At 50.5% G+C, this 22,158-nt stretch carries 19 protein-coding genes; 1 reads left to right on the top strand and 18 read right to left on the bottom strand.

The genetic code is table 11. From position 1 onward, the window contains the following. Positions 1-113: 113 nt before the first annotated feature. The 8 genes from L3D05_RS07790 to L3D05_RS07755 form a co-directional block, all read right to left on the bottom strand. Positions 114-1,187: an ABC transporter substrate-binding protein gene (locus tag L3D05_RS07790; RefSeq protein WP_239615458.1), complete on the bottom strand. Its 1,074-nt coding sequence runs from the start codon at positions 1,185-1,187 to the stop codon at positions 114-116. After that, on the bottom strand, positions 1,184-1,990 hold the full coding sequence (locus L3D05_RS07785; protein WP_239615457.1) for an ABC transporter permease: 807 nt from the start codon (positions 1,988-1,990) through the stop codon (positions 1,184-1,186). The genes L3D05_RS07790 and L3D05_RS07785 overlap by 4 nt, the downstream gene beginning before the upstream one ends. Next, positions 1,987-2,793 (bottom strand): ABC transporter permease, encoded by an 807-nt coding sequence (locus L3D05_RS07780; protein WP_239615456.1) that lies wholly within the window; start codon positions 2,791-2,793, stop codon positions 1,987-1,989. The genes L3D05_RS07785 and L3D05_RS07780 overlap by 4 nt, the downstream gene beginning before the upstream one ends. Then, entirely contained in the window at positions 2,790-3,926 is a 1,137-nt protein-coding gene (locus L3D05_RS07775) for an ABC transporter ATP-binding protein (protein ID WP_239615455.1), read from the bottom strand. Before L3D05_RS07775 ends, L3D05_RS07780 begins: the two co-directional genes overlap by 4 nt. A 206-nt stretch (positions 3,927-4,132) precedes the next feature. After that, positions 4,133-6,154: an ABC transporter ATP-binding protein gene (locus L3D05_RS07770; RefSeq protein ID WP_239615454.1), complete on the bottom strand. Its 2,022-nt coding sequence runs from the start codon at positions 6,152-6,154 to the stop codon at positions 4,133-4,135. 40 nt (positions 6,155-6,194) lie between these two features. Next, a complete protein-coding gene (locus tag L3D05_RS07765) occupies positions 6,195-7,946 on the bottom strand; it encodes an ABC transporter ATP-binding protein (protein ID WP_239615453.1) in 1,752 nt (583 codons plus the stop codon). A 516-nt stretch (positions 7,947-8,462) separates the two neighbouring features. Next, entirely contained in the window at positions 8,463-8,630 is a 168-nt protein-coding gene (locus L3D05_RS07760) for a CxxH/CxxC protein (RefSeq protein WP_239615452.1), read from the bottom strand. A gap of 37 nt (positions 8,631-8,667) precedes the next feature. Further along, positions 8,668-9,954, bottom strand: coding sequence for a S1C family serine protease (locus L3D05_RS07755; protein ID WP_239615451.1), 1,287 nt, complete (start codon positions 9,952-9,954; stop codon positions 8,668-8,670). 264 nt (positions 9,955-10,218) lie between these two features. Here L3D05_RS07755 and L3D05_RS07750 point away from each other — a divergent pair, with 264 nt between their 5' ends. Continuing rightward, entirely contained in the window at positions 10,219-10,419 is a 201-nt protein-coding gene (locus tag L3D05_RS07750) for a nitrile hydratase subunit beta (RefSeq protein WP_239615450.1), read from the top strand. A 5-nt stretch (positions 10,420-10,424) separates the two neighbouring features. On the opposite strand, the gene L3D05_RS07745 is transcribed toward L3D05_RS07750, so the two are convergent. From L3D05_RS07745 to L3D05_RS07700, 10 genes are all read right to left on the bottom strand, one after another. Further along, complete coding sequence (locus L3D05_RS07745) at positions 10,425-11,231, bottom strand: MBL fold metallo-hydrolase (protein WP_239615449.1); 807 nt, start codon at positions 11,229-11,231, stop codon at positions 10,425-10,427. Between the two features lie 40 nt (positions 11,232-11,271). Continuing rightward, positions 11,272-12,039, bottom strand: a complete 768-nt coding sequence (gene yycI, locus L3D05_RS07740) for a two-component system regulatory protein YycI (protein ID WP_239615448.1) — start codon at positions 12,037-12,039, stop codon at positions 11,272-11,274. Positions 12,040-12,078: 39 nt separating this feature from the next. After that, positions 12,079-13,401, bottom strand: coding sequence for a YycH family regulatory protein (locus L3D05_RS07735; protein WP_239615447.1), 1,323 nt, complete (start codon positions 13,399-13,401; stop codon positions 12,079-12,081). After that, on the bottom strand, positions 13,398-15,221 hold the full coding sequence (gene walK / locus L3D05_RS07730; RefSeq protein WP_239615446.1) for a cell wall metabolism sensor histidine kinase WalK: 1,824 nt from the start codon (positions 15,219-15,221) through the stop codon (positions 13,398-13,400). Before walK ends, L3D05_RS07735 begins: the two co-directional genes overlap by 4 nt. Continuing rightward, positions 15,218-15,958, bottom strand: coding sequence for a response regulator YycF (gene yycF, locus L3D05_RS07725; RefSeq protein ID WP_239615445.1), 741 nt, complete (start codon positions 15,956-15,958; stop codon positions 15,218-15,220). Before yycF ends, walK begins: the two co-directional genes overlap by 4 nt. A gap of 146 nt (positions 15,959-16,104) precedes the next feature. Beyond that, positions 16,105-17,682, bottom strand: a complete 1,578-nt coding sequence (locus L3D05_RS07720) for a peptidoglycan DD-metalloendopeptidase family protein (RefSeq protein ID WP_239615444.1) — start codon at positions 17,680-17,682, stop codon at positions 16,105-16,107. A gap of 178 nt (positions 17,683-17,860) precedes the next feature. After that, positions 17,861-18,556, bottom strand: coding sequence for a hypothetical protein (locus L3D05_RS07715; RefSeq protein WP_239615443.1), 696 nt, complete (start codon positions 18,554-18,556; stop codon positions 17,861-17,863). A 238-nt stretch (positions 18,557-18,794) separates the two neighbouring features. Continuing rightward, a complete protein-coding gene (locus L3D05_RS07710; RefSeq protein WP_239615442.1) occupies positions 18,795-19,793 on the bottom strand; it encodes a bile acid:sodium symporter family protein in 999 nt (332 codons plus the stop codon). A gap of 13 nt (positions 19,794-19,806) precedes the next feature. After that, entirely contained in the window at positions 19,807-21,228 is a 1,422-nt protein-coding gene (locus L3D05_RS07705) for an aldehyde dehydrogenase family protein (RefSeq protein ID WP_239615441.1), read from the bottom strand. Positions 21,229-21,276: 48 nt separating this feature from the next. Continuing rightward, positions 21,277-22,143: a class II fructose-bisphosphate aldolase gene (locus L3D05_RS07700; protein ID WP_239615440.1), complete on the bottom strand. Its 867-nt coding sequence runs from the start codon at positions 22,141-22,143 to the stop codon at positions 21,277-21,279. Between the last annotated feature and the right edge of the window lie 15 nt (positions 22,144-22,158).

The raw sequence follows: 22,158 nt of genomic DNA, 5'->3' as shown, positions 1-22,158 counted from the left end.
ATCCTGCACGGCAAAGGCATCCAACCGGATGCCTTTTGCTTTGTTCCTTAGTATTGTATCCAACATTGAGAACTATTATCACTCATATTCGTTTTACCGAATAATTCATGTATTTATTTTCGATGCATCTTAAACTCCAAGAACAGCTCGTTGTAGTGGGATAGCATCTTTTTGCCGAGGTTCTCGTACACTTCCAGCTTCTTCGTCAACTCGGGATTCGGATAGAAGCGTTCATCCTGCGAAATCTCCTCGGGGAGCAGCTTAAGAGCTTCGGCGTTAGGTGTCGAGTAGCCGACATATTCCGCATTCCGCGCCGCAATCTCGGGATCCAGCATGAAATTGATGAACTTATGGGCCCCTTCGATATTCCGCGCGGTGTTGGGAATGACCATATTATCGAACCACAGGTTGGAGCCTTCCTCCGGAATGACGTAATCCAGCTTCTCGTTCTCCCCCATGATCTCCGACGCATCTCCGGACCAGACGACTCCGACAGCCGCTTCTTCTCCCGCAAGCAGCATCTTGATTTCATCGCCGACGATCGCTTTAATGTTAGGCGTCAACGTTCCCAGCTTCCGCTTCGCTTCCTGCAAATGCTCTTCATTCGTATCGTTAAGCGAATAGTTAAGGCTGTTCAGCCCGAAGCCCATCACTTCGCGGGCTCCGTCTACCAACAGGATACGGTTGCGGAGGTCTTCGCTCCACAAATCGTTCCAGCTCGTGAACGTCCGTCCTCCAAGCAGCTCCGAATTGAAAATGATCCCTACCGTCCCCCAGAAATACGGGATGGAATATTCATTATCCGGGTCGAAGCTCAAATTCATGAACCGGGGATCGATGTTGGCGAGGTTCGGAATTTTCGAGTGGTCGATCGGCAGCAGCAGACCTTCCTCTTTCATCTTGCTGATGGCGTATTCCGATGGGATGCTGATGTCGAACGTCGTTCCGCCTTGCTCGATCTTCGTCATCATCGCTTCATTGGAATCGAAAGTCTGGTAAATGATTTTAAGCCCGGTTTCCTTCTCGAAGTCCGCAATAATGTCGGGGTCGATGTAATCCCCCCAATTGTATATCGTAAGGGTATTCGCACCCGAGTACCCTTGCGACGAGTTCAAATACGAAGTGAAATACATGAGCCCGAGGGCTACGACGAATACGGCCGCGAACAGTCGGACTAGCTGCTTCATGGCTGCGTAACCCCCCATTCCGGCTTGCGGCTACCGCGACGGTTCAAGAAATAGTACCCGACGACAAGAGTGATCGTGAATAAGAAAATCAAAGTCGACAGGGCGTTAATGGACGGTGATATTCCTTGGCGCGCCCGCGAGTAGATTTCGACCGACAAGGTTGAATAGCCGTTCCCCGTGACGAAGAAAGTGACGGCGAAATCATCGAGCGAATACGTCAGCGCCATGAAAAATCCCGTGAAAATACCTGGACGAAGGAACGGCAGCACGACTTTGGTCAGCACTCCCCATCCGCTGGCTCCCAGATCCTTGGCCGCGTCGATTAACGTCGGACTCATCTCCTGCAGCTTCGGTAGCACCATGAGTACGACTATCGGAATGCTGAACGCGATATGCGACAGGAGCACCGAAGTAAATCCGAGCTTAATGCCGATCATCGTAAAAAAGATCAGGAACGACGCTCCGATAATGACATCCGGGCTCACGATGAGCACGTTGTTCATCGCCAGCAGCGAGTTGCGCGGCCTGCTTTTCCGTACCCGTTGGATGGCCAGCGCGCCGGTTACGCCAACAATCGTCGAGATCGCCGAAGATAATAACGCAATGACAACCGTGTTCAATACGATGATTAACAGGCGGGTATCATGGAATACTTCCTCGTACCATTCCAGCGTAAACCCATCGAATCCGTGCATCGTACCCGCGCTATTGAACGAGTAGTACATTAAGTATAGGATCGGGGCGTATAGAACCAAGAACACGACTACGAGATAGAGCTGGGCGAGCTTGCTGTTTTTTTTCATCGGATCGAATTCCTCGCTCCCCGGTTACCCGTCAACATCATGATGACGGCCATTACGATAATTAATAGGACGGCGATCGCGGAGCCCATCCCCCAGTCCTGAGTGACGAGGAAATGCTGCTCGATTGCCGTACCTAACGTGACGACCCGATTGCCGGCAATTAGCCGCGTTATCATAAATAGGGACAACGCCGGGATGAATACCGCCTGGCAGCCCGCCTTCACGCCGCCAAGCGTGAGTGGAAACACGACACGCCGGAAAGTTTTCCAAGGGGAAGCACCTAGATCCCTGGCCGCATAGATCAGCGAAGGATTCAGTTCCTCTAGCGCATTATAGATCGGTAAGATCATAAACGGGATAAAGATATAGACGGATACGAACACGAAGCTGAAGTCGGTAAACAAAATTTGCTGCGTGCCGATGCCAACCCATTCGAATATCGCGTTAACGAACCCGTATGTGCCGAACAAGCCGATAAAAGCATATGTTTTGAGCAGCAGATTAATCCAGCTAGGCACGATGATGAGCAGCAGCCAGAGCTGCTTGTGCTTCGTGCGGGTTAGCCAATACGCCGTCGGATAGGCCACTAGCAACGAGAAAACCGTGATGAGCAGCGCATACCAGAACGAGTTGAACGTCATCCGCAAATAGACGGGCGTCAAAAACTTCTGAAAGTTGTCTAGCGTAAAATTCCCTTCTACGTCGAAGAAGGAGTTGTACACGATCAGTACGATCGGTGTCGCCACGAAGAGCAGCATCCAAGCCGCATAAGGGATCAGATACAGGTTGCGTGTCTTAGTCATCGCGTGCTCCCACCGCCTTGTCCACCGCCGACAGCTTCGTCTTCATGATCGCTGTAGGCTTCCAAACGCCTGTCGAACTCTTCTTCCGTTTCGCCGAAACGCATGACGTGTATCGCTTCGGGGTCAAACCGAAGACCGATGCTCTCTCCGACTACGGCTTTCTTGGTGGAGTGCACTAGCCATTCGTTGCCCGCTTCGTCATATCCGCTGATCTCGTAATGAACGCCGCGGAAGAGCTGACTATCGACCTTGATCAGCAGATTGCCTTGCTCCTGAGTCGTGATTTCCAAGTCCTCCGGACGGATCATGATCTCGACCGGCTCGTTAGGAGAGAAGCCTTGGTCGACGCATTCGAACGATTTGCCCGCGAATTCGGCGAGGAAGTCGCTGATCATCCGCCCTGGAACGATATTAGACTCCCCGATAAAATCGGCCACGAACCGGTTGATCGGCTCATCGTAGATGTCCGTCGGAGTTCCGCTTTGCTGGATTTCTCCTTTGTTCAGGACGAAGATCTCATCCGACATCGCGAGAGCCTCTTCTTGGTCATGCGTAACGAAAATAAACGTAATCCCGAGCCTCCGTTGAAGCTCCCTGAGCTCGTATTGCATCTCGGTACGAAGCTTCAAGTCGAGCGCCGACAACGGTTCGTCGAGCAGCAAAATTTCCGGCTCGTTCACGATCGCCCGGGCTATCGCCACGCGCTGGCGCTGTCCTCCGGACATCTCGGATATTTCCCGATCCTCGTACCCGTTAAGATTGACGAACCGTAGTGCTTCCTTCACCTTCTCGGTAACGACGGCATTCTTCAGTTTCTTAATCCGCAGGCCGAATGCGACGTTCTCGAACACGTTCAGATGCGGGAATAGCGCATAATCCTGAAATACCGTATTCACTTGCCGCTTATCCGCGGGAACGTCGTTGATCACTTTGCCCTTAAAGTAAATATGGCCCTCAGACGGTTCAATGAACCCGGCAATAAGCCGCAAAATGGTCGTCTTGCCGCAACCCGATGGACCAAGTAACGTATAAAATTTCCCGCGCTCGATTTCAAAACTAACGTTGTCCAATACGGTGTCTCGGTCATACCTTTGCGTTACGTTATCGAAGCGAATAATCGTCTTATCAGTCATGTCGGCGTGGCTTCCTTTTCCGCGGGGTCTTTCCCGCCTAGTCTACTGTTGTCTTCATTATACAAAATGTTCAGGTGTCAACCAATGCAGAAAATGGTGCGCCCTTTCCCGCCCTCCTCGCACCTGCAGTCCGGTAATTCCTGACTCCGTGCAAAAGGAGAACCCCGCAGCTCTGTTCGCCGCAAGATTCCCCTTTTCCCCAACTTTTATGCCACGATCTCGGCTGCGCCTTGTTGTAGCTGATACATCGCGTAATACTTTCCGCCCTGCTGCATCAGCTCTTCATGGTTGCCCCGCTCCGTGATCCGTCCCCGATCGAGGACGAGGATCTGGTCGGCCGCCCGGATCGTGGACAGCCTATGGGCGATGACGAACGTCGTCCGCCCGCGCTTCAACACGTCGAGCGCAGCTTGAATAATCGCTTCCGTTTCCGTATCGATGCTAGCCGTCGCTTCGTCCAGGATGAGAATCGCCGGATCGAACGCTAGCGCTCTCGCGAACGAGATGAGCTGCCGCTGTCCCGCGGATAGCGTACTGCCCTTCTCGATGACCGGTTCGTCCAAACCTCCCGGCAGCTGCATGAACATGTCGTACGCTCCGACGTCGCGAAGCGCCTGCTCTATCTTTTCCCGGGAAATAGACGGATCATCCAAACTAACGTTCGAAGCGATCGTTCCCGTGAACAAGAATGGATCCTGCAGCACTATGCCCATATGCTGACGGAGCTGCTGCTTCGTCAGTTCTCTTACGTCGATACCGTCGACCGTAATCGTTCCCCGCTCCACATCGTAGAAACGGAACAGCAAGTTCAGAATCGAGCTTTTGCCCGAGCCCGTATGGCCGACTAGAGCTACGGTTTCCCCCTGCCGCGCGCTGAACGTAATGTCCTTCAGAACATCCTCGCCGGGTTTGTATCCGAACGAGACGTTCTCGAAGTTTACGTTTCCTTGGTACCGCTCCATCCGGCTGTCGGCTACCTCGATTCCCGGTTCGTCCAGGAGCGTGAATACCCGTTCGGCCGATACGCGGGCAACCTCCAGGTTGGATAATTGGTTCACTATGCCCACGATCGGATTCATCATCCGGTTCATGTAATCAATGAAGGCATACAGAACGCCGACCGTTACGGCCGTGCCCAGCCAATCTCCGGCGAACATCCACACAACGGCAATAAATAACACGTTGCGGAATACGTTAACTAAGTTATGAGAGGTGACGGAGTTCAAAGTCAGTAGTTTATTCTGATATTTGTAATACTCGTCGTTCATCTCGTGAAACTCGGCCATCGTTTCCTTTTCTTTACGGAACACTTGAATGATCGGCATTCCTTGAATCGATTCGTTGATCATTCCGTTAATATCGCTAAGGCGCGACCGAATGACGTGATTGTATTTCGCCGCGAACTTGCGGTACACCACGATCCAGACATATAAGATCGGTACGAACGGTAATGCAATAAGCGCTAGATTCGTATCCAGCAGGAACAGCGCGCCTATAATAGCGGCAATATAGATAATCCCCGAGAAAAAGTTCGCCAGAACCGACACGTACAATTCGCGAATCGCTTCCGTATCGTTAGTAACCCGAGCCACGACTTTACCCGCCGGCAAATTATCGAAGTACTGCACCGGTAGGCGCTGAATATGCCGGAACACATCGTTGCGCATCTTGCGAACGATCCGGTTCGCCGACACTTGCAACAACAGCCTCTGCCAGTAGGCAAGTACCGCACCGATCAACAGCAACCCTACATAGCTGATTGCCAGCAAAATAATGCTCCGAAACTCCGGTTTGTAAAATTCATAAGTGTCGCCCGCGGTAAGTTTGAGCGCAGGAAATACCTGCTTCCCTGCCACTTCCGTCTCGATCGTAAGCTGTCCGCCTTCGAACGTCCGCTTGCCGGTCTCAGGAACGCCTGCGGCATCCACGAAATAATAGCTTCGTCCCGATTGCAGGACTCGCACCTCGCGGCCTTTTGCCTCCTCCGCCGAGAAGTGGTCTTCTCTTTTGTACCAGCCTCCGTCGTAGGATACCGCGTACTTCTCTTCTTGCTTCGTTTCATACCACGGCTTCTCGATCCCCATAATATTCGTATCGATCATCCGCTTCGCGAGAAAGGGGCCGATGAGCTCGACGCCTACCGCAAGCAGCAGTAATACCAACGCCAATATAATCGGTTTCTTGTAATTCAAAGCATATTGAAACAATCGTTTGCCGTTATTCCCCATGGTTAATGTCACCTTCATTCTTGTTAGACTTTATGTGCAACTATGCTTCTACTACGGAAGCGAGTTGCTGCCTGTCGTATTGTTCCTTATACCAGCCACCTAATTGAAGAAGCTGCTCATGCGTGCCTTCCTCCGCGATCCGGCCTTCATCCAGCACGAGAATCCAGTCGGCATGTTGTACCGCCGTTAATCTATGAGTCGTAATAATCGTTGTTTTCCCTGCACGCTCGCTGCGGATGCCCTCTAAAATTTCGGTCTCCGTCTTGGCGTCTACCGCGGACAATGCATCGTCGAGCATCAGAATCTCGGGATCGGCGATGACCGCCCTCGCGATGCTGACGCGCTGTTTCTGTCCTCCCGATAAAGCAACGCCCTTCTCTCCGACAAGCGTCTCCAGTCCGTCCGACAAGAACGCAACGTCCTTGCGGAACGAGGCCAACTCTAGCGCACGATTCAACCGTTCCTCATCGCCGGCTTCCTCTTCCGTTCCGAACCAGATGTTCTCGCGGATCGTTCTGCTGAACAGAATCGGTTGCTGCGGCACATAACCGATCCAGCTCCGAAGCCGATTTAATTCAAGCTCGCTCAGGGAAACTCCTCCGACCGTCAGATTACCCTGCCCCATCGGATATTCGCGCAGCAACTGTTTAAGCAGAGTGGTTTTGCCACTGCCCGTTCTTCCGACGATGCCGAGGGTTTGGCCTCTGCGAAGCGAGAACGAGATATCAACAAGGTTGTCTATGGACGATGATGGGTATCGGAACGTTACGCTATCGAACGCTATCGATTCCGGCACTTCCAGCGCTACCGGGGCTTCGGTTTCTTCTACGTCGGCATTAACGCCAAGCGTTTCATTAATCCGATCCAGCGAGGCGTTACCGCGTTGCATGATGTTAATCAATTCGCCGATCGCAAACATCGGCCAGATGAGCATACCGAGGAACATGTTGAACGATACCATTTCCCCAAGTGTGATTTCCCCTTTGAATACGAGCACCGCCCCGTAACATAACCCGATTAAGTAACTTAGGCCAACCAATATTTTGACCGTCGGTTCGAACAACGCATCGATTTTGGCTACCCGGATATTGTTGTGGAATACGTTGTTTGCGGAATCGCTGAACCGTTTCCGGTCTGCTTCCTCCTGTACGAACGCGCGGATAACCCGCACGCCGGATACCGATTCGAGCACCTGATCGTTCAAGTTACCGAAGGCATCCTGCGATTTCATGAACCGGTCATGGATCTTCTTGCCGAAATGCTGCATGAGCAGCGCCATGATCGGCAGAGGGAGCATTGCGGCTAACGTCAGCTTCCAGCTGATCAAGCCAGCCATCACCACGAGAATCGTTAACATGAACAAGGTCGAATCAATAAGCGTCAGAATCCCGAAGCCCGCCGTTACCGACACGGCTCCAAGATCATTCGTTGCGCGAGCCATCAGGTCGCCCGTACGATTACGCTCGTAGAACGTGGGGTTCATTTTCAACAGATGCCTCATAAGGCGTGATCTTAGAAGACGCTCCAGCACGAACGCGCCGCCGAACAACTTATACAACCACACGTAACTGAGCCCGTAACTGGCAGCCGTTAAGGCAATCCAGAACACTAGCAGCTCGGTTAGCTTAACTGGCGATAACGTCTCCTGGCGAATGCCATCGATCGCTACCCCGATGAGCTTGGGAGGAATGACGTCTATAATGCCTACGATGATCAAGAGCACGATAGCGACCGCATACCTCTTCCAGTGCATACGGAAAAACCAGCTTAATTTCTTCAATACGATAAACATATCTATGTGTTCACACCCTTCTAAATGAAGAACAAAAAAGGCATACCGCCGTAAGCGATACGCCCCAGAGAATGGTTCCCCATCCTCTGACGCCTTCGAAGCAGAAACCGGCCACAAGACCGATTTAGCTGCCGAAAGCGATAAAAAAGGCGCACGATTACGTCTCCGTAACCATGCGCCTTACCACGCCATCTTAAGAGAATCCGCCATTCTCCCAGATCGTCAGTGGTTATTCGCTAGAGGGTTACGTCCATTCCGAACTTCTACTCCGCCAAATCGAAGATTAATCGTGTTAAGATCTCCGTTCCTCATCTCGTAACCCTCCCTTCCGTTCATCAAAGTATATTTGTCACTTTACCATCGCCCCCCAAATGCTGTCAACGGGGTTTTAGTAAAAAAAGTTATTCTTTTTTTGAACCCTCTTACGAATTATTCCAATTTAAAGCCGCAAAGACTTCTAAGAATAACAAAAAACCGCAATCCATATGGGAATGCGGCCTTATATCCTACTTTTAATCAAACCACCAATACTTCCGCCTTATTCGCGCACCATTCGCAATGTTCCGGGGCGGTCCAAGCCGAAAACTCCGTCGAACCTAGGCTAACCAGATCGGGAGCATCTTCGTATTCATCTACAAATTTGTCGATCGCGAGCTCGACATGCTCACGGCATACACAGTACATGGTTTAATTCCCTTCTGACCCTGCATGAACGGGTGGCTTAACGCTCATCTGGTTGTTCTGCTTTTTCCTCTAATTTAACGTCAATCGTATTTTTCTTCCCATCGCGGTAATACGTTACTTTCAACGATTCCCCGATTTTTTTGGTGTTATACAAGTATTTGCGTAGATCCATCGTGCTCTCGATGGGCTTGTTGTCCAAAGCCACGATAATGTCGTTGAATTTCAATCCCGCATTGAGCGCGGGTCCAACGGACTCCAGCACGATAACCCCTTCCGTGACGCCATCCGGAACGACGGGAGTCGCCACTTCAAGCTCTTCGCCATCGGGGTCATCCGTAGCTTGCGCACTATCGAGATACAAGTCCAGATCGACCGTATAAACGCCCATGTACGGTCTTACAACCTTGCCTTGGTCCATAAGCGAGTTAATAATCGGCATCGCATTGTCGATCGGAATCGCAAAACCTATGCCTTCGACGCCCGTATCGGCTACTTTCATACTGTTGATGCCGACTAGCTTTCCGTTCAAGTCGACCAGCGCCCCGCCGCTATTCCCTTGATTGATCGCCGCATCCGTCTGAATGACTTCCTGCTCCCAATCGTAATTGCCGTCCTGATTAATCGAAATCGGTATTATTCTTTTCGTTGAAGAAACGATCCCTTGCGTTAACGAATCCCCGAAACCCAGAGGATTACCGATAGCGATGACCATCTCGCCTACGCGCAGCTTGCTTGAATTGCCGATTTCCACGACCGTGTCGATCCCATCGGCATCCACTTGCAATACCGCGAGATCGGTGACGACGTCTTTACCGATAATTTTCGCGATCTTCTTATTTCCGTTAACGAGCACCGCCTGAACTTCTCCGGCATCCTCGATGACATGCGCGTTCGTGATGATGTAAGCTTTACCGTCTTTTTTCTGAAAAATAACGCCCGAACCCATACTTGCATTGTAGGGAAGCTCATTAGCGCCCAATTCAGCGCCTCCCTGCATTTCCAAGGCTTGATTCGTCAAATTAATGATGCTGACAACCGCGGGTCTCACTTTCTCCGAGGCGGATATGATCCGTTCCGACGTTTCCACTAGAGACTGTCCGCCAGCCAGTGCCGGCTTAGCCTCCGATTTCTCATCGCTTCCGCCATTCAAGAGTACGAACAGTAACACAACCAACAGAGAGCTGGCCATTGAAGAAATGAAAGCAACCCGGAACATTGACCCTTGGCGGTATCCTCTAGCCGGTCGGCCATCATAACCCGTTCCGGCATTGCGGTAGCGCCTCTTCACCCGCGTAGAGTAGAAATCATCATCGAACAAGCTCATGGTCATGCACCATCCTTATTATAGGGGAATCTCCGATTCCCCATGCCGCTGCTGGTAGTCCTATTAAGCGGTTGTTTAAACAGTCATCCTGACTTTTTAAACTTCTACTATTAACCATCATATCTATTTATTAATCTTCTATACTAATCGTCCAAAAGAATAGGAATGTTTATAAAGGTTTTGACTAGAATAGTAATAGAATAAGGACGGACAAGCAAGTAAATTCCTCTCATCATTCTCATGTAAAGAAAGGAAGGATTCCCAATGAAAACTTCGGAATATAGCTGGCATTTCCTTGATCTCGCTTCACAGGTGTCCGATATGAAAAACGACCACTACAGGCAGCTCCTTGCTATCAGTACATTAATAGAGCTACTAGTCGAGAAAGGCCTCCTCACTCCGGACGAGATCAGGGATAAAGCGGCTGAGATGGAAGCCGATCTGGATCGTCAGCTTCTGTTATAAATTTCTCATTTGGCTTTAACAATATCCCATGGGGTCGGCCGGTCGTAATACGTATCGCATAGGGCGAATTCGTCCTTCTGGTAGAAGAAACCGTTATCTTCTAATACTGTATTCACGGTGAGTTTGGCTAAATCCATAAGGTTATGTTCCTGGCTCAAATGCGCCAAATAAACTCTTCGCAAGCTGCCCGTCAGCAGCCTGCATAACGCTTCCCCAGCCGCTTCATTGGATAGATGGCCGGTATCTCCCAAGATACGCCGTTTAATATTCCATGGATACCTGCCCATCCTCAGCATGTCTACGTCATGGTTGGATTCCAGTACCATGACGTCGGAATTTTGCAGCTGGCGCATGACCTTATCGCTGACATAGCCAAGATCTGTCGCCAAGCTCAGCTTAGCTCCGTCCGCTTGGAAACAGTAGCCGACCGGCTCAATCGCGTCATGCGATATCGCATACGATTCGATTCTTAGGTCGGCGATTTCCATTACGCTGTCCGTAGGCATGATTTTCCGTTGCTCATCCGGTATTTCTCCGATCGTTCGAAGCATCGCGCCCCAGGTTTTCTCGTTGGCATAGATGGGAAGCTGGTGCTTTCGCGCGAAGGCACCCAACCCCTTAATATGATCGGAATGCTCGTGCGTCACGAAGATCGCATCCAGCTCTTGTCCGGTCATCTCTCTTTCTTTCATCAACTCTTCTATTTTCTTGCCGCTTAAACCGACATCAATAAGCACGCTGGCCGAATCCGTAGACACGACGGTCGCATTACCGGTCGATCCGCTGGACAATACCGTGAATCGAAGTCCCATGATTGCTTCCTATTCCTCTCCCGAGCGAGCCTCCATACCTTTAGGGATATACGAGAGCATCGCCTTTCTCTGTCGTAACCTCTCCGCTGATAGCATTCACGTAATACACTTCTTCTCCATTTTCTAGCAAAATCCTCCATGATGGTGTCGAAACCTGGGCTCCGGCATCGTCGAAAATTTCCCCATGATAACCCAAGCGTATTTCCTTGATTACCGAACCTACCGGCAGGTTTCGTTCAATGACTTTGGCTAACGCTTTAGCGGCGGACAATACCTGCTGATCCTTCACTCCCGTAGAAGGCTTGATCTCGATACGATCCTGCGAATACGCTCTTATTTTCTGTTCGCTGTGAAACAGATTTAGGTGAATATCGAACATGGGCCATCCGCCCTCCATCCGATTAAAGACGAAGAACACTCCCTCGCGGCTGGCCGGTTGATCCAACGTGTAGCTTTTTAACTCCGGAATGACTCCTCCAAGCGCACCGACAAGCTCTTCCTGGGAGAAAACAAATCTTGTTTCCGAAGTTGGAATAATTGCCGTACGGTCCTTAATGTTCTCCCCCGCGCGTTGCTTGAACATATACGTTAATTCCCTCATGGCTGGCGTCTCCGTCGGAATCTTCGCATTGTCATCCACCTGAATGTTCTTCTCTCGCATGATCTGCAACGTTTCGGGAGGGAGGGATGTCCAGTCTACCGCCGTGTTTAGTCGTTCCCGCCATTCCTTCCACAGCTGATACCCTAGCACCACATTCAACATGAGAAAGGAAATAATCAATACGCTCTTGGCTCGTCTCCAGTCCATCCCGCGCCTCCTCCCTAACTTAAGTCTTATCGGTATTATCTAACTCACGATGACCGGACTTGAATCCGATACGATGACAACTTCGCCGCTGAATAACCTTGCCGCCCAAACAGGGCTCAATGTAACCTTGTCGTCCTTCATAACCGGCCGATAGGCCGGGAATAAAGCTTCGATATTCCGCCCGTTCGAATCCATACCGTTAAGGATTACCCGCAACGAATCGCCGCCCGGAAGCTGTCTGTTGCTCTTGTTAGAGACTTCTTTCTCAAGAATCACCATCGACCGGTTATAGGAAGAAACAACCCCTTGCTGCAACGTTAACTGCATGAACCCGAAGTTGGTCGCGTTGCTTGATACAACGGGAATATCTCTGTAATATTGCCTGAAGCGGATGACGGAGCTTCCCGTCTCCGATCTAGCCTCCTTAACGAACTGATGCTTCCCGTTCCAGCCGCCATGTTGATTCACGAAGCTAATGGCGGCCATAACGTTATCGACAAGATCGCTTTCCCCGTCCGTTGGCGCCACAGGATTCGTATAGGAGAGCCATGTTCCGCCCTGCTCTACTTTCAGTCCTATTTTGCCATCGGTATAAAATTGCGGCCCCGTTTTGCTGTCTTGAATCGTTCTCGTGATCGCCGGATCGAAAAATAAATTGTCCACCATCTGTTCCGTAGTGTACCGATCGAACGCGACGTCTAGCTCAAGCAGCCTTGTCACCGGTTTCTCGGGAAGATAGAGATTGCCGTCCACGGTCGTATAAGGATCCCAATATTGCCCGAAACCGACGTAACCCTCGACATCGCCGATCGTCAAATCCGCCCGTTGAGCTTCATACACGTAACGGCCGTCAGAGCTGAAGAAATACGTTCTTACTTCCTCGCGGGCTTTATTCGTATAGATCCAGATTCGATCGATGGAATCCCCGAAGAACAGAAAGTCGCTGTCGATCTTAAATCCTTTCTCCTTCTGCAGCAACTCGAACGGGATCGGGCGCCCGAACCGCAGCTCCACTCCTTGGTACTCTTGCCGAATTTGCTCCCAATCGACGGAATTTACGGGAGCGCGCTGCATCCCCTTGAACTCGCGAATCTTCAATTTCGTCAGAATTAATTCGTAGTAAGGGCGCGTGCTCGGATAGAACACCGTATGCTTGTCGTTCCCGAGATGCAGCACGAGCATCTCCGGGAAGATCATGTTATCTACCGACAATTCCGTGCCGAGCGGCTCCGTCTTCACGTAATCCTGTTCGGTCTTCACTTTGGCTTCCAAGTACGGTTTGCTATAAGCCAGAGAGTAGCTTTGGACAAGGCTGATAACGACAAGAAGAAAGAGAAGAACCGATTTTGCTTTCTCGATCACGCGGGCTCACTTCCTTCCGACAAGATCGGCAGCAGTACCGTTACGACGGTACCCACATTCGATTCCGACTCAAGCATAATCGAACCTCCGTGCGCCCTGACGATTTCCCGGGCAATCGACAATCCGAGTCCCGTGCCCCCCATATTCCGCGAGCGGGCTTTATCCACCCTGTAGAAGCGCTCGAAAATCCGGTTGAGATCCTTCTTCGGAATACCAATTCCGGTATCCTTAATCGTTATCGCCAGCTGTCCTGCTTCGTTGCCCTTCGCAGAGATATCAATAGAACCTCCGTCTAGCGTATATTTAATGGCATTGGAAACGAGATTATCCAGCACTTGGTCAATTCCGTCTCGATCTAGCCATGCTGTCTTCTGCGCGTTATCTACTTTAACGGAAACGGTAATGGCCTTCTGCCGCAACTGGAAAGAAAAGCGGTCCACGACCTCTTCGAGCATCTCCGTTAAATCGGTCTTCTGCCTACGAAGTTGATTGCGCCTGGAATCGAACCGTGACAAATGCAGCAGGTCCGTCACAAGCCTGATCATCCGCTCCGTCTCGCTGCGAATAACGCCAACGAAACGGTCCGCAAGCGGCGGCTCATCGAGAGCTCCGTCATCCAGTGCTTCGGCATAGCTCTTGATGGTCGTCAACGGCGTTCGTAGTTCATGGGATACGTTCGCCACGAACTCCCGCCTGGATTGCTCCAATTTCTCCATCTCCGTAACGTCCTGAAGCACCGCAATCGCACCGGCGACTCCCTTGTCTCTTCTGCGAATCGGAGTAAGCGTAACCCGGAACACCAGATCCTCGTCTTGAACGTCAACCCGATTAAGCAGCAGGGATGATTCGTTCCCATCAAGGGTGTCCGCGATCGGGGCCTTCTCAATGCCTAGCGCTTCGGATAGCGTGATTCCATCCTCCAGCTCCGTGAATCCCAGCATTCCCCGTGCCCTCCGATTCGTAACGATTACCCGTCCCAATTCATCGGTAGCCAAGACGCCATCGCTCATATTGGAGAGAATCGAAGCCAGCTTCTCCTTCTCCTCCTCATTAATCGACAGCGCGTCGCTAAGACGGTCAGTCATATCGTTGAAGGCGACGCTAAGCTGGCCGATCTCATCCTTGCCGAATACGGGAACCCGTTCGTCGAACCGGCCTTCCGCCACCGCGGTAGCCTGACGGGTTAACGCCTTGATCGGGGAAGTGATCGTGCCCGCGAGCAGTACGCCCAGAATGGCAGTGAGCCCTAACGCGATTAACGTCGCCGATACGAATATGCGGTTAATGCCTTCCATCGTCTGGTACAGATCTTTCATCGAAGCGACGATGTAGATCGCCCCAACGATCTTGCCGTTACTGAATACCGACTTGGCAATGATCTTACTCCGAGTATTATCCTCGTCTATAATTTCTTCTTCGTTATCCCGAACCCCTTGAAGGGCTCGGCTGACGAGCAATGACGTATTCTTGCGTCCGATATACGATTGTTGCGTCTGCTTAGAAGTAGCGAGCACTTTACCACCCGCATCGAGAACTTCTATTTGCGCGCCGCTAATCGTATCGAAGTTTCTGACAAGCGCGCTCAACATCGCTTCGGTACTCGCTTGAGCGTTCGCATCCTTACTGTCGAAAGACTCGGATAAGAAAGTCGTCAACAGATTGGCTTGCCTATTTAAATTGTCCGTGAAGGAATTGATCAAGGAATTCTTCATCGTGCTGATGAAGTACACCCCGATCAACTGAACCGCGATCAAGATGAGCAGCAGCACCATCATAATCAGCTTAATCTGAATGCTGCGGAACAAGCGAACGCCTCTCATCCGTAATGACCGCCCGTCATCTTCGGATTGCGCACCAAATAACCAAGGCCGCGTCTGGTCATAATGATCTCCGGACGGCTTGGATCGTCCTCAAGTTTCTCCCGGAGCCGGCGAATCGTTACGTCCACCGTCCTCACGTCTCCGAAATATTCGAATCCCCATACGGCTTGCAGCAAATGCTCGCGAGTCATAACCTTGCCGCTATTCTTCGCCAAATAATGAACGAGCTCGAATTCCCGATGGGTGAGATCGAGCGGTTGATTGTTCTTATAAACAACATACATGTCCGTATCGATAAAAAGATTGAATAATTTCAAGCCTTGCCGCTCGTCTTCCGGCTTCGCTTCCTCGTCCGCGCGGGTAGGCTCTACCTTGCGCTGGCGGCGCAGATGTGCCTTAACCCGGGCTAACAGCTCCCGCGTGCCGAACGGCTTCGTTACGTAATCGTCCGCGCCAAGCTCTAGCCCCAGCACCTTATCGATTTCGTTGTCCTTGGCCGTTAACATAATAATAGGCGTGGACAATCGCGTCCGCACCTCGCGGCATACGTCCATGCCATCTTTGATCGGGAGCATCAGATCGAGCAGGATCAAGTCCGGCTCCTCTTCGAACGCAAGCCGAACAGCCGCCTCGCCATCGAATGCGCACACGACCTCGTAGCCCTCTTTTTCAAGATTGAACTTCAGAATATCCGCAATCGGCCGCTCATCGTCGACGACCAGAATCTTACCCAACATATGCGTCACCGCCTCCCGCTTCTCGGAAGCTAATCTATAGTTTATCTTACCATAACGCGGACAAGACCCCAATGGCGTTTCATGGGATTCCTCATACAAAAAAAGCTTTCCCAAGCCCATTCGGACCCTAGGGAAAGCTTTCTTCATTATAAGTAACTTGTAGGATTCTTTAAATTGCCGTTCAAATACACTTCGAAGTGCAGATGGGTTCCGGTTGAACGCCCCGTGCTGCCCATGATGCCGATGACATCGCCCTTCTCTACGATCTGGCCTTTCTTAACATTAACGCTCTTCATATGGCCGTAAACGGTTTTGAATCCATTATTATGGTTAATAATAATTGCGTTTCCTAATCCGCCTGATTTGTAACCGGCAAACTCGATTACGCCTTCGTCCGCGGCTAGTATGTTTTTCTTCCCGGTGATGTCGATGCCTTTGTGCAACCGTCCCCATCTTGCGCCTTGATAGCTTGAGATGCGAGCGCCTAGCACCGGCCAAGAGAATTTACCTGAGCCTTCGCCGCGAATGACCTTCGTTCCTTTGAGAATAACGGTCGCGACCGGAGCCACTAACACTTTCTTGGCAATTTGCTCTTCTTCGATAAGCGAACCGTTGCGCTTGACCAACTTGTATGTGACTTGTTGCTTGCCTTCCGAACCTTCATGAAGCACCTTCTGCTGCCCCAGCTTCATAGACTCGCTCTTCTGGTATTCGATCGGCGGTTCAATAACTTCGATCTCCGTCACTTGCTCTTCGGAATTCACGTTCAAGATCGGCGGCTCTTCCTCGGACAGATCCAAGACGTCCCCGATATGTATGCTGTCGTTCTTGATCCATTTGTTGTTCTGGTATATAAGCTCCTCGCTAATATCGAGCTTCGAGGCAATGCATCCGATGCAATCGCCCTGCTTCACTGTATACTTCCTAGGAATCGGTTCACCCTCCGTAAGCGTGGCGAACAGTTCCTCCGGGTCCGACAGCTTCACGTCGTCGCTCAGATCGGACGCGACCATCTGGACCTCTTCTACGAAGCTGACCGACGTAATCATTCGCTGCGGTTTATCTTCTTCGGTAGATGCAGCTACCGCCGGAGTTGCCTTCAAGGATAAGGACTGTACTTCGGTCGCGGCATTCTTGGCGATGAGCCTGGCCGGCGCGTACTTATTCTTCACGCGCTGCAACACCTTCTTGGCTGTTAGCTCGTCCCGGACGACACCCACTTCCTCGCCGTCGACAATGAGCTTGACACCGATAGAATGGGTGTGGAGCATGCCTTCGAGACGAGTCAGCGTCGCTTCGTCGTCGGTCTTCTTCATGTAAGCCCTTTCAGACGTGAAGGTGACCTGATTCGCATCCAACACATGGCGTACGGGTGTATCTGCATTCTCGAGCTCTAGAGCTTTAGCGGCAAGTAATTGCTCGACCTTCTCCTCGCTGCTAATCTCTCCTATCGGTTTCCCTTCTAGAAGAACGTTATAATATTCTACGCTATGGGCTTGCACATATTTATGTCCGCCGATACCTACCGCGACCACTGCGGCAACTCCGCATAAGGTTATAACAAGAGGTTGGCGGTAATGTTGAAGTAGATTGCTTAGAATAGAGTGCGTCGGATTATCGGATTGAGTCTTCCCTTTCAATTGCGTGAACCGAACATGCCGGAAGGTTTGCCGCGTAGCGGTAATCATTTTCCGGATTCGATCCATTCCCCTGAAAACGGCCATGATCTTCTCCTTTTCCCTTGCTTTCGATATTCTTTTTCCCGGTTTTGGCAAAGCTTGTACCTCACTTTAGCATAGGTCTGACAAATCTATCAACCTTTTGAGCGGATTAGAATTATGAAAAATGGAAAGAGCCACCGGTTTACTTGCCCGGTGGCTTGTGTTAATGTAAGCGTTTTATTTAGTCTGGAATCACATCTTGCTCCGACTTCTTAGTCCCTTCGAGAACTTCCATCATTTGGGCATACTCCTCGTCGGTTAAGGCGGCTTTAAGCATCCCCTTTACGCTTGCTAGCTCCTCCGAAGTTAATCCTCCCTGCAAGGAATCCGATAGCTGTTTTAGCTGTTCCTGACTGAGCTTCGATACGACCATGGCATACAGCTTCTGTCTTTCCGAGTCGGTCAATTGTCCTATTGCGGCTTCACCGTTGAACACGGGAACGGTGCCATCCTCTTCCAAGTTACCCTCCGGTGCGGGACCTGGACTAGGGCTTGCTTCACCATTCGGTTGTATCTCTTGGCCTTTATTCGTAACCGGATCGGTTACCGGATTTCCGTCGCCCGAAGACTCATCGGATGACGATTCGCCCCCTAGCTCTCCACTCGCTTGCGTATGCCGAGGTTCATCCACGTTATTTCCAGAGGGGCTTTGACTTGCTTCTTCTTGAACTTCTTTCTTCGGTTGCTTATCCGCGCCCCATAATGTCCCCCATACCCCCGATAACGCTATCGGTTGAATTTCTATCGGCAAATCTAGCTGCTTAACTACCGTTTCCATGTAGCTGTTCACGATATAACCCGTCGTCCATATGCACAAGAAGCTGAGCAGCAATGCTGTCGCTCCCATCCGGACCACCCAGCTTACCCACTTAAACATCCCGATACCTCCTGCTATAAGGTTTTCATAGCTTTTAGTATGGGCAAACCTATCTAGAAACATTCATAGGGTTCATCTGCTTCTAAGGGTAGATAGCTTGAATGGGAGATTCTCGTAGATCTCCTGTATGACGAACACCCCCATCACAATCGCTGTTAGCTTCCAAAGGGAAGACTCCTGCGTGCGAGAGGGGTGTTCATTCGTGCTTTCCTGTGCAGGTCAAACCGCTTCCCACAACTTAACGAGACGGTTCTTTCTTAGTTGAGAGTGATCGAGATCTGCTATCGATACCATAAAATACAATTCTAAAAAAATAAACAAATAACATCGCTAACGGGTGTTGCAACAGCATGGCAAGCAACACTGGAATTCCGACGATCGGCGAGAAGTATGCTGCCGCCAACACAACGCCGACCGTGTAATTCCTCACTCCCCCGGCATATGAAATAGCAATTTGAGTACCCCGTTCTGGACTAAACCAAGTACTTAATGCATAACTCGCCATATACCCCAGTACCATTACAAGGAAGATCGCAATCATCAGTTTAACGATATGCTCGCCCAGAACATCCAGTTGCCCGGATATTGCCGCAGCATTCAACAACACAATGGCGAACAGGCAAGCTTTGCTTGAGAGAGCGGATCCAGTCTCAAATCCATTGGAAACCTTATTTCTTCTAAGCCTCTCCCCTACAGCCAAACCAAGCCCGGCTGGTATTAAAACAAGCTTGACTAAGCTCATCATTAAACTCCCGCTGTCCAAACTAATATGTGAGCTTAATACCACCGCGAAAGATGCTGGTACGATGAATGGGCTTAGAAATGTATTCAATGTTACAAAAGCAACGATCGATTCCATATTTCCTTTATTATAAGAAACCCAGAAAATCGAAGTGACACCCATCGGGAGCAGAACACATATCGTTATCCCGATTGCTAAATCCGGTTCGGTTACGAATACAGCTTCGGCTGCCCTCCATACCAACCAAGGAAGGAACAATTGAATAACGACAAGGAAAAGGCAGAACTGAACCGGCTTGCGAAACACGCTCCCAAAAGATCGATAATCCGCCTTTAGAGTTGAAATAAAGGTTAACAACATGAACAGGTAGGGAGTTATATTAGATGATAGAACCGCAAGCCCTTGACCGCTCAATATGCCGATGAAGATCAATGCAGGCATAAGTAGAAAAATCCATTTATCCAGCAAAGAGTTCGTCCTGCGCAGCAATGGCATCAATTACGTCCCCTTAGACCAGATTCATGACGATAAGCCGCTCTTCCGTCATTTCCTCTATTGCATATGAAGGCCCTTCTTTGCCCGTACCGCTGTTCTTAACACCGCCATAAGGCATTTGATCGACGCGATAAGCGGAAGCATCGTTAATTATCAAGCCGCCAACTTCGAGCTCTCTTGCCGCCTTCATGGCAAATCCGAGATCAGAAGTGAATAAACCGGCCTGAAGCCCATAATCGGAATCGTTCACCTTGGCAATGACTTCATTTTCCTCACTGTAAGTGTCTATAGCAACGACTGGTCCAAATACCTCCATGGAGTACACTTTCATCGTCGGCTTCACGTTAGTTAAGATCGTCGGATAATAAACAGAACCTTCCCGCTTCCCACCGATCGCAAGGGATGCTCCTTCGATCACCGCTTCCCGCACCCAGCTTTCGACTCTCTCCGCTTCCCGCAGGCTGATCATAGGACCGATATCGGTTTTCTCCTCTTGCGGATTACCGACGATTAGGCGCCTGGTGCGTTCGATCAGTTTAGAAAGAAATTCTTGCTTGATCTTTTCATGTACGAATACCCTTTGAACGGATATACAAACTTGGCCCGCGTTATTAAACGCTTTTGTTGCGATCATCTCAACCGCTTGGTCCAGATTGCAATCCTTGTGTACGATATTGGCAGAGTTGTTGCCTAGCTCTAATGCCACTTTACGAACTCCTGCATGCTGCCGTAGCCATTCGCCTACCCTTACGCTTCCCGTAAACGAGAACATGCGCACTAACGGGTTAGCGACAAGCCAGGCGCCGATTTCCGGCCCGAATCCGGTAGCTACGTTTAGACGGCCTGATGGCAAGCCCGCTTCTGCGAATAGCTCAGCCAATAGCAACGATACTGTCGGCGTTACCTCCGAAGGCTTCAAGATGACCGCATTTCCCGCCGCTAACGCAGGTCCAACTTTGTGACACACTAGATTCAATGGAACGTTAAATGGCGTAATCGCCGCAATTATGCCGACAGGAACCCGAATGGAGAAGGCCATTCGATTCTCCGATCCGGGAGCCGCCTCAACCGGTACGCCTTCCCCATGAATCCGTTTCGCTTCCTCGGCAGAAATCAATAACGTTTGCGCAGCCCGGTCAACCTCGCCTAGCGAATCTCTAATGGGCTTGCCGACTTCTTTCACAAGCACCCCAGCAAATTGTTCTCTTCGTTGCACAAGTAACTCTGCTGCTTTCGACAAAACTTTATACCGATCATAGCTGCCGAAAGGCTTACGCAACGCATCCTGCGCGCATTCAACCATCCGGGTAATATGTTGCTCTTCCGCAACGGCAATGGTAGTTACTTTCTGTTGCGTATATTTATCCAAGACATCCATCGTCCGAGACGTCTGCTCCCAGCTTCCATTTATCCATATTCCATAGGTTTGATGCATAAAGATCACCTCAAATTCATAGTAACATCACTATCTTTAAGTCTTTAGTTAAGCGAATTCTTTGGATTTCCCCGCGCTGCCAAACAAACGGATTTTCTCCTGCACCTTCAGCTTCATTCTCTCTCTGCCTTTGCCGAGAGAAACCGCTAGGTGATATTCTTCGCGATCGGCGTCGAGAATGTCCTGCATGCCAAGCGTGAAGGTTTGTCTTAGCTCTGTATCCACGTTGATTTTGGCGATGCCCTGTGCAATCGCTTGACGGATTTGCTCATCCGGCACATCCGATCCTCCATGCAGCACAATCGGCCGATTCACGGCTTCGCTAATTTCCTTCAACCGATCCAATGCAAGCTTAGGAGGTTTCTTATACATGCCATGCGCTGTACCTATCGATACCGCTAAGTAGTCCACATCCGTCGCTTCAACAAAGGAGACAGCTTCATGAACAGAGGTGATCATCGCATCTTCCTCCGCTACGGTGATATCATCCTCGGTACCTCCGATTTTGCCGATTTCGCCTTCCGAGCCTATGTTCAGCGCGCGCGCCACCTCGACCACTTTGCGTGTCCACGCCGTATTCTCTTCAAAAGAGAGAGCCGAGCCGTCAAACATGACGGACTGGAATCCTAATTGAATCGCCTGAATCGTCTGAACGTATTGGCGGCTATGATCCAGATGAATGCACACCGGTACGCTAACGTCTTTGGCTAATGTATCGATCATCACCTTCATCGCTTCCAAGCCAATATGATGAATGACCCGCTGACCGATCTGGATCATGACCGGCGACTGTTCTTCCTCGGCAGCCATGAGAATCGCTTGGATCGTCTCTGCATTATGTGCGCTGAAAGCCCCGACTGCATACTTACGCTGCCAAGCTTGCTTTAATAATTCCGTTCCGGATATAAACGGCATATTCTCATCCTCTTC

Origin of the sequence: Cohnella mopanensis, assembly GCF_022352055.1 — a bacterium.
GTDB lineage: Bacteria > Bacillota > Bacilli > Paenibacillales > Paenibacillaceae > Cohnella > Cohnella mopanensis.
The sequence above is the reverse complement of the archived record's forward strand: the minus strand, read 5'-3'. Positions and strand labels throughout refer to the sequence as shown.

Bases quoted from the DNA above. Each gene is read 5' to 3' on its own strand.
- L3D05_RS07790 (WP_239615458.1), bottom strand. From the start codon at position 1,187: ATGAAGCAGCTAGTCCGACTGTTCGCGGCCGTATTCGTCGTAGCCCTC.
- L3D05_RS07785 (WP_239615457.1), bottom strand. From the start codon at position 1,990: ATGAAAAAAAACAGCAAGCTCGCCCAGCTCTATCTCGTAGTCGTGTTC.
- L3D05_RS07780 (WP_239615456.1), bottom strand. From the start codon at position 2,793: ATGACTAAGACACGCAACCTGTATCTGATCCCTTATGCGGCTTGGATG.
- L3D05_RS07775 (WP_239615455.1), bottom strand. From the start codon at position 3,926: ATGACTGATAAGACGATTATTCGCTTCGATAACGTAACGCAAAGGTAT.
- L3D05_RS07770 (WP_239615454.1), bottom strand. From the start codon at position 6,154: ATGGGGAATAACGGCAAACGATTGTTTCAATATGCTTTGAATTACAAG.
- L3D05_RS07765 (WP_239615453.1), bottom strand. From the start codon at position 7,946: ATGTTTATCGTATTGAAGAAATTAAGCTGGTTTTTCCGTATGCACTGG.
- L3D05_RS07760 (WP_239615452.1), bottom strand. From the start codon at position 8,630: ATGTACTGTGTATGCCGTGAGCATGTCGAGCTCGCGATCGACAAATTT.
- L3D05_RS07755 (WP_239615451.1), bottom strand. From the start codon at position 9,954: ATGAGCTTGTTCGATGATGATTTCTACTCTACGCGGGTGAAGAGGCGC.
- L3D05_RS07750 (WP_239615450.1), top strand. From the start codon at position 10,219: ATGAAAACTTCGGAATATAGCTGGCATTTCCTTGATCTCGCTTCACAG.
- L3D05_RS07745 (WP_239615449.1), bottom strand. From the start codon at position 11,231: ATGGGACTTCGATTCACGGTATTGTCCAGCGGATCGACCGGTAATGCG.
- yycI (WP_239615448.1), bottom strand. From the start codon at position 12,039: ATGGACTGGAGACGAGCCAAGAGCGTATTGATTATTTCCTTTCTCATG.
- walK (WP_239615446.1), bottom strand. From the start codon at position 15,221: ATGAGAGGCGTTCGCTTGTTCCGCAGCATTCAGATTAAGCTGATTATG.
- yycF (WP_239615445.1), bottom strand. From the start codon at position 15,958: ATGTTGGGTAAGATTCTGGTCGTCGACGATGAGCGGCCGATTGCGGAT.
- L3D05_RS07720 (WP_239615444.1), bottom strand. From the start codon at position 17,682: ATGGCCGTTTTCAGGGGAATGGATCGAATCCGGAAAATGATTACCGCT.
- L3D05_RS07715 (WP_239615443.1), bottom strand. From the start codon at position 18,556: ATGTTTAAGTGGGTAAGCTGGGTGGTCCGGATGGGAGCGACAGCATTG.
- L3D05_RS07710 (WP_239615442.1), bottom strand. From the start codon at position 19,793: ATGCCATTGCTGCGCAGGACGAACTCTTTGCTGGATAAATGGATTTTT.
- L3D05_RS07705 (WP_239615441.1), bottom strand. From the start codon at position 21,228: ATGCATCAAACCTATGGAATATGGATAAATGGAAGCTGGGAGCAGACG.
- L3D05_RS07700 (WP_239615440.1), bottom strand. From the start codon at position 22,143: ATGCCGTTTATATCCGGAACGGAATTATTAAAGCAAGCTTGGCAGCGT.